At 55.4% G+C, this 16,269-nt stretch carries 15 protein-coding genes; 7 read left to right on the forward strand and 8 right to left on the reverse strand.

The features are described 5' to 3' along the window. The 3 genes from menB to menE are packed head-to-tail and all read left to right on the forward strand — an operon-like array spanning position 1 to position 3,268. Complete coding sequence (gene menB, locus K7X24_RS05310) at positions 1-858, forward strand: 1,4-dihydroxy-2-naphthoyl-CoA synthase (protein ID WP_010301311.1); 858 nt, start codon at positions 1-3, stop codon at positions 856-858. Further along, a complete protein-coding gene (menC, locus tag K7X24_RS05315) occupies positions 858-1,829 on the forward strand; it encodes an o-succinylbenzoate synthase (protein WP_224553480.1) in 972 nt (323 codons plus the stop codon). Before menB ends, menC begins: the two co-directional genes overlap by 1 nt. Then, positions 1,817-3,268 carry an o-succinylbenzoate--CoA ligase gene (menE, locus tag K7X24_RS05320; RefSeq protein WP_224553482.1) on the forward strand — a complete coding sequence of 484 codons (1,452 nt, stop codon included), beginning with the start codon at positions 1,817-1,819 and terminating at the stop codon, positions 3,266-3,268. Before menC ends, menE begins: the two co-directional genes overlap by 13 nt. A 1-nt stretch (position 3,269) precedes the next feature. On the opposite strand, the gene K7X24_RS05325 is transcribed toward menE, so the two are convergent. Beyond that, complete coding sequence (locus K7X24_RS05325; RefSeq protein WP_224553484.1) at positions 3,270-3,476, reverse strand: catalase; 207 nt, start codon at positions 3,474-3,476, stop codon at positions 3,270-3,272. A 252-nt stretch (positions 3,477-3,728) separates the two neighbouring features. Between K7X24_RS05325 and K7X24_RS05330 the strand changes: the two genes are divergently transcribed. Then, the gene (locus tag K7X24_RS05330; RefSeq protein WP_211027509.1) at positions 3,729-4,268 is read left to right on the forward strand and encodes a YfaZ family outer membrane protein; all 540 of its coding nucleotides are present in this window, start codon (positions 3,729-3,731) and stop codon (positions 4,266-4,268) included. A gap of 141 nt (positions 4,269-4,409) precedes the next feature. Here K7X24_RS05330 and tyrP read toward each other — a convergent pair whose 3' ends face one another. Continuing rightward, positions 4,410-5,618: a tyrosine transporter TyrP gene (tyrP, locus tag K7X24_RS05335; RefSeq protein ID WP_211023245.1), complete on the reverse strand. Its 1,209-nt coding sequence runs from the start codon at positions 5,616-5,618 to the stop codon at positions 4,410-4,412. Between the two features lie 221 nt (positions 5,619-5,839). On the opposite strand from tyrP, the gene K7X24_RS05340 reads away from it, so the two are divergent. After that, positions 5,840-7,033, forward strand: a complete 1,194-nt coding sequence (locus tag K7X24_RS05340) for a nicotinamide mononucleotide deamidase-related protein YfaY (RefSeq protein WP_224553486.1) — start codon at positions 5,840-5,842, stop codon at positions 7,031-7,033. A 424-nt stretch (positions 7,034-7,457) separates the two neighbouring features. Here the strand turns inward: K7X24_RS05340 and K7X24_RS05345 are convergent, their stop codons facing one another. From K7X24_RS05345 to tesA, 3 genes are all read right to left on the reverse strand, one after another. Then, positions 7,458-8,318 (reverse strand): co-chaperone YbbN, encoded by an 861-nt coding sequence (locus K7X24_RS05345; RefSeq protein ID WP_010307439.1) that lies wholly within the window; start codon positions 8,316-8,318, stop codon positions 7,458-7,460. Positions 8,319-8,428: 110 nt separating this feature from the next. Beyond that, positions 8,429-9,199, reverse strand: a complete 771-nt coding sequence (locus K7X24_RS05350; RefSeq protein ID WP_224553488.1) for an SDR family oxidoreductase — start codon at positions 9,197-9,199, stop codon at positions 8,429-8,431. A gap of 28 nt (positions 9,200-9,227) precedes the next feature. Continuing rightward, the gene (tesA, locus tag K7X24_RS05355) at positions 9,228-9,911 is read right to left on the reverse strand and encodes a multifunctional acyl-CoA thioesterase I/protease I/lysophospholipase L1 (RefSeq protein ID WP_072036803.1); all 684 of its coding nucleotides are present in this window, start codon (positions 9,909-9,911) and stop codon (positions 9,228-9,230) included. On the opposite strand from tesA, the gene ybbA reads away from it, so the two are divergent. Beyond that, positions 9,834-10,565: a putative ABC transporter ATP-binding protein YbbA gene (gene ybbA, locus K7X24_RS05360; protein WP_010307452.1), complete on the forward strand. Its 732-nt coding sequence runs from the start codon at positions 9,834-9,836 to the stop codon at positions 10,563-10,565. The genes tesA and ybbA overlap by 78 nt on opposite strands. Beyond that, positions 10,562-12,991 (forward strand): putative ABC transporter permease subunit YbbP, encoded by a 2,430-nt coding sequence (ybbP, locus tag K7X24_RS05365; protein WP_224553490.1) that lies wholly within the window; start codon positions 10,562-10,564, stop codon positions 12,989-12,991. The genes ybbA and ybbP overlap by 4 nt, the downstream gene beginning before the upstream one ends. A 137-nt stretch (positions 12,992-13,128) precedes the next feature. On the opposite strand, the gene K7X24_RS05370 is transcribed toward ybbP, so the two are convergent. From K7X24_RS05370 to K7X24_RS05380, 3 genes are read right to left on the reverse strand one after another with little or no spacing between them, the layout of a single operon-like run. Then, positions 13,129-13,929 carry an ABC transporter ATP-binding protein gene (locus tag K7X24_RS05370; protein WP_103971502.1) on the reverse strand — a complete coding sequence of 267 codons (801 nt, stop codon included), beginning with the start codon at positions 13,927-13,929 and terminating at the stop codon, positions 13,129-13,131. Next, the gene (locus K7X24_RS05375; protein ID WP_224553493.1) at positions 13,926-15,008 is read right to left on the reverse strand and encodes a FecCD family ABC transporter permease; all 1,083 of its coding nucleotides are present in this window, start codon (positions 15,006-15,008) and stop codon (positions 13,926-13,928) included. Before K7X24_RS05375 ends, K7X24_RS05370 begins: the two co-directional genes overlap by 4 nt. Before the next feature lie 6 nt (positions 15,009-15,014). Next, complete coding sequence (locus K7X24_RS05380) at positions 15,015-16,133, reverse strand: ABC transporter substrate-binding protein (protein WP_224553495.1); 1,119 nt, start codon at positions 16,131-16,133, stop codon at positions 15,015-15,017. Between the last annotated feature and the right edge of the window lie 136 nt (positions 16,134-16,269).

Below are 16,269 nucleotides of genomic sequence, written 5' to 3' on the forward strand. Positions count from 1 at the left end.
ATGCTTTATCCGAGTGAAGATCTGCTTTACGCACCGATTGAATGGCACGATTGCAGCGGCGACTTCGCCGATATTCTCTACCATAAATCCATTGATGGCATTGCCAAAATCACTATTAACCGTCCTCAGGTTCGCAATGCGTTCCGTCCGCAAACGGTAAAAGAGATGATTCAGGCGCTCGATAATGCGCGTCATGACGACGGTATCGGGACGATCATCCTGACTGGCGCGGGCGATAAGGCATTCTGCTCCGGCGGCGATCAGAAAGTACGCGGCGACTACGGCGGCTATCAGGATGACAGCGGTGTGCATCACCTGAACGTGCTGGATTTCCAGCGCCAGATCCGTACCTGTCCTAAGCCAGTTGTCGCGATGGTCGCAGGCTATTCCATCGGTGGCGGACACGTTCTGCACATGATGTGTGACCTGACGATTGCGGCAGAGAACGCCATCTTCGGTCAAACGGGTCCGCGTGTTGGTTCCTTTGACGGCGGCTGGGGCGCTTCTTACATGGCGCGCATCGTGGGTCAGAAGAAAGCGCGTGAAATCTGGTTCCTGTGCCGCCAGTACGACGCTGCACAAGCGCTGGATATGGGATTGGTTAACACGGTAGTACCGTTGGCGGATCTGGAAAAAGAAACTGTGCGCTGGTGCCGTGAAATGCTGCAAAACAGCCCAATGGCGCTGCGCTGTCTGAAAGCGGCGCTGAACGCAGACTGTGACGGTCAAGCGGGCTTGCAGGAGCTGGCGGGTAACGCCACCATGCTGTTCTACATGACAGACGAAGGGCAGGAAGGTCGCAACGCGTTCAATGAAAAACGTCAGCCTGACTTCAGCAAATTCAAACGGAATCCGTAATGCGTCAGGTCACTCTCTATCGTTACAGCGTGCCGATGGAAGCCGGAGTGGTGCTGCGCAATCAGCGTCTGAAGACCCGTGATGGGCTTATCGTTCGCCTGCAAGACGGCGAGCTGTTGGGCTGGGGTGAGATTGCGCCGTTGCCGGAATTCAGCTTGGAAACGTTGGCAGAGGCGGAATCAGCCGCGCTTGAACAGCTGCAATCGTGGGCAGCAGGACAGGCATTTTCTGACGATCTTCCGCCGTCGGTTGCCTTTGGCTTGAGCTGTGCGCAGGCCGAGCTGGAGCAGCGTTTGCCGCAGGCGGCGGACTATCGCAAAGCGCCATTGTGCAGCGGCGATCCTGACGAGCTGTTTGAGATGCTACAGGCGATGCCGGGCGAGAAAGTGGCAAAGATCAAAGTCGGCCTGTACGAAGCGGTGCGTGATGGCATGATCGTTAACGTGCTGCTGGAAGCCTTGCCAGATCTGAAACTCCGTCTGGATGCCAACCGCAGTTGGACGCGAGCCAAAGCCGATGGCTTCGCTCGTTATGTCGCGCCGTCATTGCGTTCGCGCATTGCCTTCCTCGAAGAACCTTGCAAAACCCGTGAAGAATCTCGCGAGTTTGCGCGAGAAACGGGCATCAACATTGCCTGGGATGAAAGCGTGCGCGAGGCGGATTTTCGGGTAGAAGCCGAGCCGGGCGTGAGCGCGATTGTGATCAAACCTACGCTGGTCGGCAGCCTCGCACGCTGCCAACAGCTGGTGCAGGAAACGCATCAGGCTGGATTAACGGCGGTGATCAGCTCCAGCATCGAATCCAGTCTGGGCTTAACGCAGCTGGCACGTCTGGCGCACTGGCTGACGCCGGATACGGTTCCAGGGCTGGACACGTTGGATCTGATGCAGGCGCAGGTGGTTCAACGCTGGCCGGATAGCGCGTTGCCGCTGTTGGCTGCTGAGCAACTGGACGTGGTATGGCAATCCTGACTGACTGGCCGTGGCGACACTGGGCTAGCCAGACGCCCCAGTCTGTTTCGTTGAATGAGCCTGTCGCATTGATTGAAGATGAAACCCGCTGGAGCTGGCAGTCGCTTGCCCAGCGGGTAGATCAGCTGGCAGAGCGTTTTACCCAGCAGGGCGTTATGCCCGACTGTACGGTCGCGCTACGCGGGAAAAATAGCGTCCAGATGCTGTTCAGCTATCTGGCGCTGTTACAGTGCGGCGTGCGCGTACTGCCGCTGAATCCACAGTTACCTGATGTATTAACCGAGGCGCTACTGCCTGCGCTGAATGTAACGTATGGCCTGTGCCTGAATGATAAATCGTGGCCGGAGGCTGTACGCACGCTTTCTTTGCCGTCTGATTCTTTACCCCTGTGTGATGCCGAGGAAAGCCGCCGTACTGATAGATTACGCTGGCAGGCCGATCGGCTGGCGACGCTGACGCTGACATCCGGCTCCAGCGGGATGCCGAAGGCGGCGGTACATTCATTTGCTGCCCATCTCTCCAGCGCGGAAGGCGTGGTTCAGATGATGGCATTTTCCGCCAACGATAGCTGGCTGTTGTCACTTCCGCTCTTTCACGTTTCCGGGCAGGGCATTGTCTGGCGCTGGCTTGCGACCGGGGCAACGATTGTTGTCCGTGCGCATCAGCCTCTGGATAGTGCGCTGCGCGATTGCACCCATGCTTCTCTAGTGCCGACGCAACTGTGGCGGCTGCTGTCAGAGGGGACATTCCCCACGGCATTAAAGGCCGTATTGCTCGGCGGCGCGATGATCCCGCAGGCGCTGACGCAACAGGCGGAAGCGCGAGGCGTCAGTTGCTGGTGTGGCTATGGCCTGACGGAACTGGCATCTACGGTCTGCGCGAAACGTGCTGACGGACGTTCGGGCGTCGGCATGCCGCTGCATGGGCGAGAGATCCGGCTGGTGGAGGATGAAATTCTGCTGCGTGGCAGTACGCTTGCCGCTGGCTATTGGCGTGACGGAAAACTGATTTCACTCGTCGATGATGACGGCTGGTTTCACACTCGGGATCGTGGGCTACTGACTGAAGGTGAGTGGCACATTCTGGGGCGTCTGGATAATCAATTTTTCAGCGGCGGGGAAGGGATTCAGCCCGAGAATATCGAAGCCGTGCTGTTGGCACACCCCGATGTTCAACAGGCCTGCATTGTACCCGTTGACGATGCGGAGTTCGGCCACCGTCCTGTTGCGGTATTGGAGGTGGCACAAACCACGACGCTTGATGCGATACGCGATTGGCTACAGCCGCAGCTTGCCGGATTTCAGCGTCCGGTCGCGTATTATGCGCTGCCCGTTGAATTGAAAAATGGTGGGATTAAGCTTTCTCGCCAGCAGGTGAAAAACTGGGTCAATGCAACGCACCATTCGCCTAACACAACAGGTCGCGTAGGTCGGTCGTAGGCTAGTTGTCCGGTGCGCTGGTGCCGGATTTTGCCACCTTTCGTGGATGACTGGTCTGGTTACTGGCGCTGGTTTCACGATCAAACAGCGCCAGCTTCTCCAGAAACCACATGTCCTGAAACCGCATCGGGCTGTGCGTATCGGAACCCACAGGAAGGGGATTCATCGCTGTGGTGCGCTTTCCTGTGGCTAATTTTTCTTCTCTCATCATCGTTTCCTTCTGCCTGTTTTGTCGTCATCCATGGTGAATACTATTGTTCACTTTGTCTTTTTTGAGCAAATAGGCGGCACTTATTACTGCCATTGTCAGCAACGGTGAAGGCAAACTTTCATGATTATTAAAAGAATAAATCACTGCTCAGGGTAATTTCGTGCTGGAGTGAGGGGACGTTTCGGGTAGAATCGGCAACGATAACACCTTTACACGCGCGTTTAACGACGGTTTTTAAGGATATTGAAAATGAAAAAGTTTGTGATTGCCTGTGCGGGAAGCTTGTTGCTTGCAAGTGCTTCTGTACATGCCATTAGCCTTTCTGGGGAAGCGGGTCGCGATTACGCAGGCGCCAGTGCGGGCTTCGGTCTGGGCATTCCTGGGCTTGCGGGTAATGTAAGCTACGCCCACGGCGACAACAATAATGATGTATACGGCTTCGGTCTGGGATACACCATTCCTGTTGGTCCACTTAAGCTGACTTTGGGTGGTAAAGCGCTGTACCTGAATCAGGATCACGGCAATGATGGCTATGGCGTCGCACTGGGCGGTGGCGTGCAGTGGCCGCTGAGCCGTCAGTTCTCGCTGTATGGTGAAGGTTACTATTCACCGGATTCCTTCTCCAGCCATGTCGACCACTATGTTGAAGGGAAAGCGGGCGTTCGCTGGCAGGTATTTGGACCGCTGAACGTCGATGTCGGCTACCGCTACATCAATATGGCGCGTGAGAACGGCCCGGATAACAGACTGGCTGATTCTGCCTATGTTGGCGTTGGTCTGAACTTCTGATAGCTATCTGAAGTTAAAAGAAAAAAGAGCGTGAATGTTGAGTTCACGCTCTTTTTTTATGACGGACATTCTTGTCCGTCCCCCTTCGGGCCGTCGCAAGCGACGTTGAAAAACGCTCCCTGCGTTTTTTTATATTTCGGGTTAACTGATTGACGGTAGCCAGCCTGCCACCATCGCCAGTTGGATCAGGATGATGGCGACGCCGCTGGTAAAGACCAGTGCCAAGACTGGTACACCACCGCGCGTCGCGCGTATTTCAGGGCGCTGTTTGCGCACCTGCCAGCTCAGCAGGACCGGAATAAGCAATGCCAGCACGGCCAGCGCAATCGCCGCATAGCCCAGCGCCATCACGAACCCTTGCGGATAAAAGAGGGCAAACACCAGCGGGGGAATAAAGGTCAGCAAGCCCGTTTGCGCGCGCCCGATGATGCTATTTTTACGTTTAAACAGATCGGCTAAATAATCGAACAGTCCAAGTGCCACGCCGAGGAAAGAGGTCGCCAGCGCCAGATCGGCAAACAGGTGGACGGCCAGTTCAACGTGCGGTGAGGCAACCAGCGTGCGAATAGCCTGCATCAACCCATTCAATCCCGCCTGATCGGCCAAAATAGCATTGAATGTTGAAGAGCTGAGGCTGCCCAACATCACGAGCTGCCAGAAGATATAGGCAATCAGCGGTATCACGCTACCGATAAGGAATATCCGGCGCAGCTTACGGCTGTCGCCACCCATGTAGTGCACGATACTGGGGATACTGCCGTGAAAGCCGAACGACGTCAGAATGACGGGTAATGCCGAGAGCGTCAGACCTTGTTGCAGCGGTAGCGTTAAGAGGTTGACGCGCTGAATATGGGGAACCATGACTGCCAGCATGATGATGAGCATCAGCACTTTGCCGCTAAACAGGATGCGGTTAAACAAATCGACTGAGGATGTTCCGATGCAGACGACGCCGCCAGCAACCAGCGTGAAGAGCAGAATACCTGCGGACAATGGAAGTGAGTAGCCACTCCACTGGCTGATACTGCTGGCGAGCAGTTCGCCTGCGCCGCTGATATAGGCCGCGGTGAGCGCATACATCAGAAATAACATACTAAAGCCGGTAATCCACTGTCCCCAGCGACCGAGGTAGATTTTTGCCAGCGTGCCCAGCCCGGTGTGCGAGGGTTGATGTTGATACACTTCAACCAGCAACAGGGCGCTGTAACACATCAGTGCCCACAGACCGATCAATATCATCAATGTAGTACCAAATCCGACGCCTGCGGTGGCTAACGGCATCGCCAACATTCCAGCTCCGATAGTGGTGCCTGCAACGATAAAAATGCTGCCAAGAGTACGATTTTTCACCTATTCCTCTATAAATAGCGTGGCTATCCAGATATTTTTGGCAGCAGGGTAGAGTATTCAGTGATTTCTGTCAAAACGCCGTTACGAGGGGTGTAATTTTATATTTACACTGGAGTGAGGGGCGTCGAAGGCGGTGCGTTATCGGGCAGGCAGAAAGAAACATTGTGTTTGTTCATGCGACTTTTTAAAGTGGTTTCAGGATCGTCACGAGGAATAAAAAAATGCTTAGGGTCGAGATGTTATGTACCGGCGATGAAGTGCTGCATGGTCAGATTATTGATACCAATGCGGCCTGGCTGGCGGATTATCTGTTTCAGCAGGGATTACCGATGACCAGCCGGATGACGGTGGGGGACGATCTCGATGCGCTGGTGACTGCGATAACGCAGCGTAGCCAGATAGCCGATATCCTGATTGTGAACGGCGGCCTGGGGCCGACCAGCGACGATCTCAGCGCGTTGGCGGCGGCCACTGCCGCAGGAGAAGGGCTGGTTGAGCACGCGGAATGGCTGGCGCGTATGGAGGCTTTCTTTGCTGAGCGTGGCAGAGTGATGGCACCGAGCAACCGCAAACAGGCGCAAATCCCTGCCAGCGCGGAAATGGTGGATAACCCGGTGGGCACCGCCTGTGGTTTTGCGCTGCAATTGAACAAGTGCCTGATGTTTTTTACACCGGGCGTGCCGTCTGAGTTTAAGGTCATGGTCGATCAGCAAATTATGCCGCGCTTGCGCGAGCGTTTTGCTGTCGCCGATGCCCCACTGTGCCTACGCCTGACGACTTTTGGCCGTTCTGAAAGCGATCTGGCAAGCCAGTTGGACGGCATGGCGTTACCGCCGAGCGTGGTGCTGGGCTACCGCTCTTCTATGCCAATTATCGAGCTGAAGCTGACTGGCCCAGCCGCGCAGCAGGAAAATATGGAGCAACTGTGGGAAACGGTGCGCACCGTGGCAGGGGAAAATACCATCTTTGAAGGAACCGAGGGGTTACCGGCACAGCTAGCACGGCGTCTGGCCGAGCGTGATATGACGCTGGCAGTGAGTGAACACTTCACGGCAGGATTGCTCAACTGGCAGCTTCAGTCGGCGAACGTTCCGCTGGCGGGCGGGGAACTGTTGGCAAACGTTGAGGATACCAGCCTGTCTGGGTTAGTGGACTATGCTCGCCATCTGGCGGAGCGTCAGGGGGCATCGTTAGCGCTGGTTGTGGGTAACCGGAATGATGCAGAGCTGTCATTAGCGCTGCATACGCCGGAAGGATCTTTTGCCCAAACGATACAGTTCAACGTACAGCGCTACAGCCTGAAAACCCATCAGGAAGTCGTTGCGATGCTGGCGATGAACATGCTGCGCCGCTGGCTAAATGGCTGGTCCGTCTACGGCGGACATGGTTGGATCACGGTGTTGGGGACGTTGTAGTCGGCGGGGGATCTAAGGCTGCCTCTGAGTCGTATTTTTATGTCACTGTCGAGGCTGTTTCGTGCGCGATGATACCGTCATTTTCATGCTACTTCATAGCACGCGCCCGACACGGGGCGTCTCAAGCGCCGCTCGCCCCGTGACCCCTAGGCTTTTTGGCGTGAATTACGCCGCTACGCGGTGCCTTCGGCGATCGTTCCCGCTTGTCGAGCCGCCAGTGACGCGTTCCCGACGCGGCACTGGCTTTCGCGGCGTCCATGCCGCTCACTCGGCGGTAACGCTCACCTCAGCGCAATTTTTACGCCGGGTTAGCACGCCCGAAACTATCACAGTAATTCAGCATAAGACGATGAAAAAACAACACTGCTAATGCCTGCAAATAAAAAGGCCAGAATCAACGTTCTGGCCTTTTTCACAAGATAAATCAATATAATAACGAATAGAGCTGGCGGCGGTAGCGGGCGGCGAGGGCGTCGCTGGTGCCGAGGGCGGCCATGATGTCCATCAGCGTTTTACGTGCGCTGCCGTTAGCAACGGCCAGATCTTTCTTCAGGAAGCCCATCAGTAGTTCAAGCGCTTCTTCGTTACGGCCGACCTGATGCAGTTGCAGAGCCAGCTGTACCGCGAGATCCGCATTTTGCGGATCGGCGTCCAATTGCTGCTGTAGATGCTGAATTTCTGGCGTGTCTGCCGCCTGTTTCAGCAATTCAATCTGAGCCACGAGGCTATGGTAGCGCGTGTCTCGATCTTGCAAAGGAATTGTGGCCAACACGGCTTCAGCATCTTCACTGCGTTTAATTTGAATCTGCACTTCCGCCAGCATCAGACCGATGTCACTGCGCTGCTGGCTGAGTTGCCAGGCGTCTTTCAGCAGTTGCATTGCTTCCGGCAGTTTGTCTTCCTGAATCAGCTGCTGCGCCTGTGCGACTTTCAGCTCTTCTTCTTTCGGCAGCGCGCGTTTCAGCAATTCACGAATCGCCTCTTCCGGCTGTGGACCCTGAAAACCATCCAGCGGCTGCCCGTCTTTAAACAGATACACGGTTGGGATTGAGCGCAGGCCAAACTGAGCGGCGACGCGCTGCTCGGCATCACAGTCAACCTTCGCCAGAACGAACTGTCCTGCGTATTCCTGCGCCAGCTTGTCCAGCACCGGTTCCAGCTCCAGGCAGTGCTGGCTACGCCCCGACCAGAAGTAAAACAGGACTGGCAGTGTCGTGGAGTGTTCCAACACCTGATGCAGGTTGGATTCATTGACGTCAACGATAGTCGCTTGTTGTTCTAACATGAGTAGTCTCTCTTACTTCTTGAATTCATTTGACTCTTAGATGGGGCCTGTCGGTGTCACTTACAAGCCTTGTGCAGAGGTGAGTGCGCAATACATCGCCCTCTGCGACCTTATCCTCGTAATACTTTATCCAGCAGACACCCCGGTAGCAAACGACGCAGCCAGGTTAAGGCGTGAGCCACCAGCGTCACGGGATAGCGTAATTTTGGCCGTGAGCTTTCCAACGCATGATGGAGCTTCGGCAAGATCGCTTCCGGCGGCAGCGTGAAGCGTTTAGCGATGCCGGGGTTGGTGACCGGTTTGTCCGTCTGCGTCTGTGCCACGTTATTGGTAAAGCGCGTGCTGATCGGGCCTGGCTCGATCAGGCTGACGTGCAGGCCGCTGCCGTGTAATTCCATACGCAACGCATCCGACCAGGCTTCCAGCGCATATTTGCTGGCGGCATACGCACCGCGACCCGGTGTAGACACCAGCCCCAGCACGGAACTGGTCTGGATGATACGGCCTTCACCATGCGGCAGCATCGCGGGTAATAATAGCTGTGTGAGCTGATGCGTGCCGAACAGGTTGCTGGAAAACTGCTGTTCGAGCTGCTGGCGCGAAATGGTATTCAACGGGCCATACAGGCCATATCCAGCGTTATTAAACAAGCCGTACAGGCGATTATCGGCCAGTCTGATCACCTCCGCCGCGGCTTGTTCCACGCTGGCGCTGTCATCCAGATCGAGCGTAATCGCTTCCAAACCCAGCGTGGTCAGACGCGCCACATCCTCTGCGCGACGGCAGGCCGCAATCACGCGATAGCCGCGTTTTTGCAGATCCTGAGCGGCAATCAGGCCAATACCGCTGGAGCAACCCGTAATGAAGACCGTTTTTTGCATAACTTTACCTAATTCAAAAGCCTATTTATTAAGACTCATGGTTAACTAAGGGTTCCAGCTGCTTCGCCATCCAGTCTGCGATAAACGGTTGGGCATCCCGGGTTGGATGGATGCCATCTTCCATCATCCACTCCGGTTTAAGATACACCTGCTCCATAAAGAAAGGCAGCAGAGGAAGCGCAAACTGCTCCGCGAGTTTGGGGTAGATATTGCTGAATGACTCGGTGTAGCGGCGGCCATAGTTGGTCGGCAAACGAACCTGCATGAGCAACGGTTGGGCATTAGCCTGTTTGACCAGCGTGATGATTTTCGCCAGATCCTGCTCGATGTTGGCTGCTGGAAATCCCCGAAGACCGTCATTGCCGCCCAGTTCAATCAACACCCAACGCGGCTGATGCTGTTTCAGCAGGGCAGGAAGACGCGCTAGCGCTTGTGCGGTGGTATCGCCGCTAATGCTGGCGTTAACCACCGCGACGCCTTTTTTCTGCGTCTGCCACTGCGTGTTCAATAGCGTTGGCCACGCGTTAGCGATCGGCATCTGATAGCCCGCACTGAGGCTATCGCCCAGAATTAATAATGTGTCAGCGGCGAAAGCGCGTACGCTGCATAATCCCAGAAGCAAAAGGACGAAAACATGTTTGCGAAGACCAGCCCAGCGAGTGCTACGCCAAGCAAAACTGCGCACGTAGAAAACATTCTTGAAGTTCATCATCTTAGTAAGCACGTTGGTCAAGGAGAAAATCGGCTTTCCATCCTTACCGGAGTTGAGCTTATTGTCAAACCTGCGCAGACAATTGCCCTGATTGGTGAATCCGGTTCGGGGAAATCGACGTTACTGGGGATTCTGGCTGGTCTGGATGATGGCACCGAAGGTGACGTTAGCCTGATGGGCAAATCGCTGAGCGCACTGGATGAAGAAGGCCGTGCGGCGCTCCGTGCCCAGCATGTCGGTTTCGTCTTTCAGTCTTTCATGCTGGTGCCGACGCTGAATGCGTTGGAGAACGTACAGTTACCCGCATTGTTGCGCGGTGAAAGCGACAGCCACAGTCGTGGACAGGCTGAACAGCTTTTACAGCAGCTTGGGTTGGGTGAGCGCTTACATCATCTTCCCGCTCAGCTTTCCGGCGGTGAGCAGCAGCGTGTGGCGTTGGCTCGCGCGTTCAGCGGTCGTCCTAACGTCTTGTTTGCCGATGAACCTACTGGGAATCTGGATCGTAAAACCGGTGAGCGCATTGTTGATCTGCTGTTTTCCCTCAATCGCGATTATGCCACCACGCTGATTCTGGTGACGCACGATGAGCAACTGGCGGCCCGCTGCGAGCGACGCCTGCGGTTAGTCGACGGCAAGCTGCGGGAGGACGCATGAGCTGGCGATGGTTCTGGCGCGAATGGCGCTCTCCTTCCTTATTGATTGTCTGGCTGGCGCTAACGCTGGCCGTGGCCTGCGTGCTGGCGCTGGGTACGATTAGCGACCGCATGGAAAAAGGGCTCAGCCAGCAGAGCCGTGATTTTCTGGCGGGCGACCGCGTGCTGCGTGCGTCGCGACCCGTCGCGGAAGACTGGCTTTTAGACGCGCAGCAGCGCGGGCTGACGCTCAGTCGCCAGATTTCTTTCATGACCATGACGTTCGCGGGCGATACACCGCAGCTGGCGCAGGTTAAAGCGACCGACCAGCGTTATCCGCTGTACGGCAATTTGCAGACGCGCCCTGAAGGGCTGCATGCAGAAGCGGGAACGGTGCTGGTGGCTCCGCGCCTGCTGGCGTTACTTGGGCTGAAAGTCGGTGACATGCTGGATGTCGGCGATACCTCGCTGCGTATCAGCGGTGAACTGATTCAGGAACCGGATTCCGGCTTCAATCCGTTTGAGACTGCTCCACGTATTCTGATGAATCTGGACGATGTCGAGAAAACGGGGGCGATTCAGCCGGGGGGCCGTATTACCTGGCGCTACATGTTTTCTGGCAATGAGAAGCAAATTAGCGAATTTAGCAACTTCATCAAGCCACAGCTCAAGCCCGATCAGCGCTGGTATGGCATGGAAGATTCCGAAGGTGCGCTGAGCCAGTCGTTAAAGCGGTCGCAGCAGTTCCTGTTGCTGTCGGCGCTGCTGACGCTGTTGCTGTCTATTGCTGCGGTCGCGGTGGCGATGGGGCACTACTGCCGCAGCCGCTATGATTTGGTCGCTATTCTGAAAACGCTGGGAGCCGGCAAACAAGCGCTGAGGCGATTAATTATCGGGCAGTGGCTTTCTGTACTGGGTCTGGCGGCGGTTTGCGGTAGCGTGCTCGGCCTTGGGTTTGAGGCGCTGCTGATGAAAATGTTGGCTCCGGTGCTACCCGCCGCATTGCCTGCATCCGGGCTGTGGCCGTGGGTATGGGCGCTGGGATCGCTGGTGCTGATCTCGTTGCTGGTTGGGCTGCGTCCGTATCGACTGCTACTGGCGACACAGCCGCTGCGCGTTTTGCGTCAGGATGTGGTGGCGGACGTGTGGCCGCTGCGCTATTACCTGCCGATTGTCCTGATTATTGTCGTCGGCCTGCTAGCGGTGTTGTCCGGTGGCGGCGTGCTGCTGTGGTCGCTGCTCGGCGGTGTGGCGGTGCTGTCGCTACTGCTGGGTGTCATTGGCTGGGGCGGTCTGCTGCTGTTACGGCGTTTGACGGTTAAACGACTGGCGTTGCGTCTGGCGATTAATCGCCTGCTGCGTCAGCCGTGGTCGACACTCAGCCAACTGGCGGCGTTTTCGTTGTCCTTCATGCTATTAGCGCTGCTGCTGGTGATGCGCGGTGATTTACTGGAACGCTGGCAACAGCAGTTGCCGCCGGGCAGCCCGAACTATTTCCTGCTGAATATCACGGCGGAACAGGTGCCGCAGGTGAGGGAGTTTCTCTCTCAGCATGACGTGACGCCAGAGCAGTTCTTCCCGATTATTCGTGCGCGCCTGACGGAGATTAATCAGCAGGTTGCTACGGAAGTGATCCACGAGGATGATCCGGGCGGCAACACGGTGAACCGTGAGCTGAATCTGACCTGGATGAACGGGATCCCGCAACACAATGTGTTGGTGGAAGGCGAAGCGCCGAAGACGGGTGAAGTCTCGATGGAAGCAAAAGAAGCCAAAGAGATGGGCATCAAGATTGGCGATACGCTGACCTTCACTGGCGACACGCAGCCGTTTAGCGCCACGGTGACCAGTTTCCGTCAGGTAGATTGGGAAAGCCTGCGTCCGAATTTCTTCTTTATTTTCCCCGTGGGAGCGTTGGATAACCAGCCACAGTCTTGGCTGACCAGCTTCCGCTACGATGGCGATGAGAAGATGATTACGCAGCTGAACCGCCAGTTCCCGACAGTGAGCGTGCTGGATATCGGTAGTATTCTGCGTCAGGTTGGGCAGGTCTTGCAGCAGGTGAGTCGCGCGCTGGAGATTATGGTCATCCTGGTGCTGTTCTGTGGCGTGCTGCTGTTGCTGGCTCAGATTCAGGTCGGGATGCGTCAGCGACGTCAGGAACTGATGGTATACCGCACGCTGGGAGCTGGTTTACGCCTGCTGCGCACCACGCTGTGGTGTGAATTCGCGGTGCTGGGTCTGGTTGCGGGAACCGCTGCGGCGATTGGCGCAGAATCGGCCCTGTGGCTGTTGCAGCGTAAGGTCTTTAACTTTGCCTGGGAACCGAATATCGGGATGTGGATAGCACTGCCGTTAATCGCAGCGTTCCTTCTGTCTCTCTGCGGCGGCTGGCTGGGGCTACGACTCTTGCGCGGTAAAGCACTGTTCCGGCAGTTTGCGGGGTAGTCGATGTTTGTTGGGTAAATTAAATCCCGATGAGGTGGTTGTCTGTACCATTCCTACGCGATGAGCCATTGCCAGCGTAGTGAGAAACGATAAACAGACGGTGAAGGAACCTCACCGTCTGCTCGACCAGCGAGGGCTTAAATAGTGGGTTCGCTGACCAACCCGTCGATAATCACCTGCGGCACGCCCTGCGAGCAACGCTCGATGCGTCCGCGTACGCCATAGACCGCTGACAGGCTTTCAGGACTAATCACCTCGGCCGGTGCGCCATTGGCAATCAAATTACCGTTTTGCAGCATCAATACATGGTCGCCATGACGTAGCGCGATATTGATGTCATGCACTACCACGACGGTGATGATGTTGCGCTTGCGCGTTTCTTTACGTACCAAATCCATCACGTGAAACTGATAGTTCAGATCGAGTGCGCTAAGCGGTTCGTCCAGCAGGAGCAGCGAAGGTTGACGGATCAGCGATTGTGCTAAACCAACCAGCTGTTTCTGTCCGCCGGAGAGCTGATCGAGATAGCTCAACGCCAGATGTTCAATGCCTAACTGACGCAGCAGGCTCATTACTTCATCCTGCTTTTCGGCGTTGTGCATGCCGCCTGACGCGCGCTGTGCGACGATAATCGATTCCAGCACGTGCAGGTGAACGCCGGCTGGCAAGGATTGCGGCAAATAAACGACTTTTTCCGCCCGCTGAGCAAAAGGTAACGCCATCAGGTTGGCGTCATCCAACCACAGTTCGCCTTCGGAAGCATTCAGACCTGCCATCGCACGCAACAGCGTTGATTTACCGCTGCCGTTGGGGCCAAGCAGCACGGTAATTTTCCCGCGCGGCAACTGCGGTACGGACAGATCGCGAATCACCTGACGCTTGGGGTAACCGGCGCGAAAGTGGGAAAGGCGTAACCCAGAAGAGGTTTGCTGGTTCATACGTTTCCTCTGTGGCGCAGGATAATACTCAGGAAGAAGGGGACGCCAACCAGTGATGTGACGATCCCGACTGGGATAATGACGCCGGGGATGAGGTTTTTCGAGGCAACGGATGCCATCGACAGCACCAGCGCGCCAGTTAACGCACTGGCAGGCAGATAGAAGCGGTGGTCTTCACCGAAAATCATACGTGCGATATGCGGAGCAACCAGACCGATAAAGCCGATGGGGCCAACAAATGCGACCGAAATGGCGGACAAAATACTGATGCGCAGCAGCGTCGCCAGACGCAGACGGCGGACGTTAATACCAAAACTAACGGCGCGATCTTCACCCAATCGCAGCGCGGTCAGTTTCCATGAGCTCATTAGCGAAATTGGCATCACGATAGCCAGCACCAGCAGCAGGATACCCAGTTTTTCCCACGAGGCTCGGGCCAGACTACCCATCGTCCAGAAAACCAGACCTTGTAGCGTGTCTTCGTTGGCGATGAACTGGAGCATGGATACCAGCGCGTTGAAGGTGAACACCAGCGCGATACCGAACAGCACGACGCCGGAGGTCGCGACCTGCGTCCAGCGGGTAATGCCATCAAGCAGCAACGCTGCCAGCAGCGCAAAGATAAAGGCGTTTGCGGAGATAAACCACTGAGCCGGAATACCGGGGATACCGATACCGAGGACGATAGCCAGCGCAGCGCCGAATGCGGCGGCGGAAGAAACGCCGAGCGTAAATGGACTGGCCAGCGGGTTGTTCAGGATAGTTTGCATTTCTGCACCGGCCAGACCAAGTGACAGTCCGACAACGATAGCCATCAGCGCGTAAGGCAGACGAATATCCCAGACGATCACGCGCGTACCGGCATCGGCGCTGGCCGGATCGGTCAGCGTCTGCCAAAGTACATCAAGCGTCAGCCCTGAAGGCCCCATCGTGAAATCCAGCAACAACGAGCCGATGATGATCAACAGCAGTATCGCCATCACACCCACGCGGCGTCGAATGATGCCGCGATAGTTGTCCATAACGGTGTTGGCATCCGTAGCAGTATTGCGGATACTCAGTTCAGTGGTTGTACTCATGAAAAATTACTCACCTTGTTTCCAGGCAAAGATAAAGTTACTGTCAGGCAGCGAGGTAAAACTTTGAATGATATGGCGATATGTATCATCAGGGTTCAGGTTGGTAAACGTCTGAGGATAAATATCCTTTGCCAGATATTCCATACCGACAATGTTGTAGGGATGATTGTAGAAATGGTGGTAAATGCCATAGACGTGCTTAGCCTGAACCGCCGGAATCTGGCTAATACCAGTGCGACTTAGCAGCACATTAGCCTGGGCGCGAACGTCTTCGACATTGGCACCATAGCCTAATGGTAGCACCTGACTGTTGCCGCGTTTAGAGCCTGTCATGATGTAGGCGTCAGGTTTCATGCTGATAATTTTTTCCAGCGAGACAAAGCCTGATGCGCCCGGCAGTAGATCCGAGCCAATATTTTTTGCGCCGACGGATTCAATCAATCCGCCCCAACCATTGTGGCCGTGCGTGAAGCAGCAGGAATCGGAATTGCCGGCGATGGCTTCAATAAAGACGCTGGGTTTCGGGGTGATTGCAGCGGTTTTCTGCTGAATAGCATCGAAGTGTTGACGATAAAAATCGGTATACGCTTTGGCATTGGCTTCACGGTTCAGAACTTTACCCAGCAGGTCGATACTGGGTGCCGTATCTTTAGCCGGATTGATTTCATAATCGACAAACAGTACAGGAATGTTCAGCGCGCTGAGCTTGTCGACCACGCCACTTTCCATCAGCGCTGCTTTGGCACGCAACTGGGCAATCATCAGATCTGGCTGTTTTGACAGCACGCTTTCCAGATCAACGTTGCCTTTGTCACTGAATCCCATGTCTAGAATACCGACGGACTGTGGCCATTTTCCTTTCAGCATATCCCAGGTTGCGGTGTCCTGTTTTTTCGCCAGATTGTTCCAGGCGACCAGACGCTGAAAGGGATTATCGCGGTCAAGCAATGCCATTGCCATAATATCGCGCCCGTCTTGCAGAATGACACGCTGTGGTTCTTGTTTAATGGTGACACTTCTGCCGTCGAAATCGGTGACAGTAAGAGGATACTGGGTGGCGTAGCTGAAAAGGGGAGCGGTGAAGAGTGTAGTTAGCAAGAACGATCTTACTGATTTTCTTAACATGGTGGCGATCCTAGTTCACAATCTATCAGTGTAATGAGTTTGATAGTTATTATCGTATAAGGATAAACAATGCGTATACAGGATTCATATGTAAAGAAAAATAACAACTCCGGCCCTGTTTCATTTTTATGTAAGT

The sequence above is a fragment of the Pectobacterium versatile genome (genome assembly GCF_020166435.1).
GTDB lineage: Bacteria > Pseudomonadota > Gammaproteobacteria > Enterobacterales > Enterobacteriaceae > Pectobacterium > Pectobacterium versatile.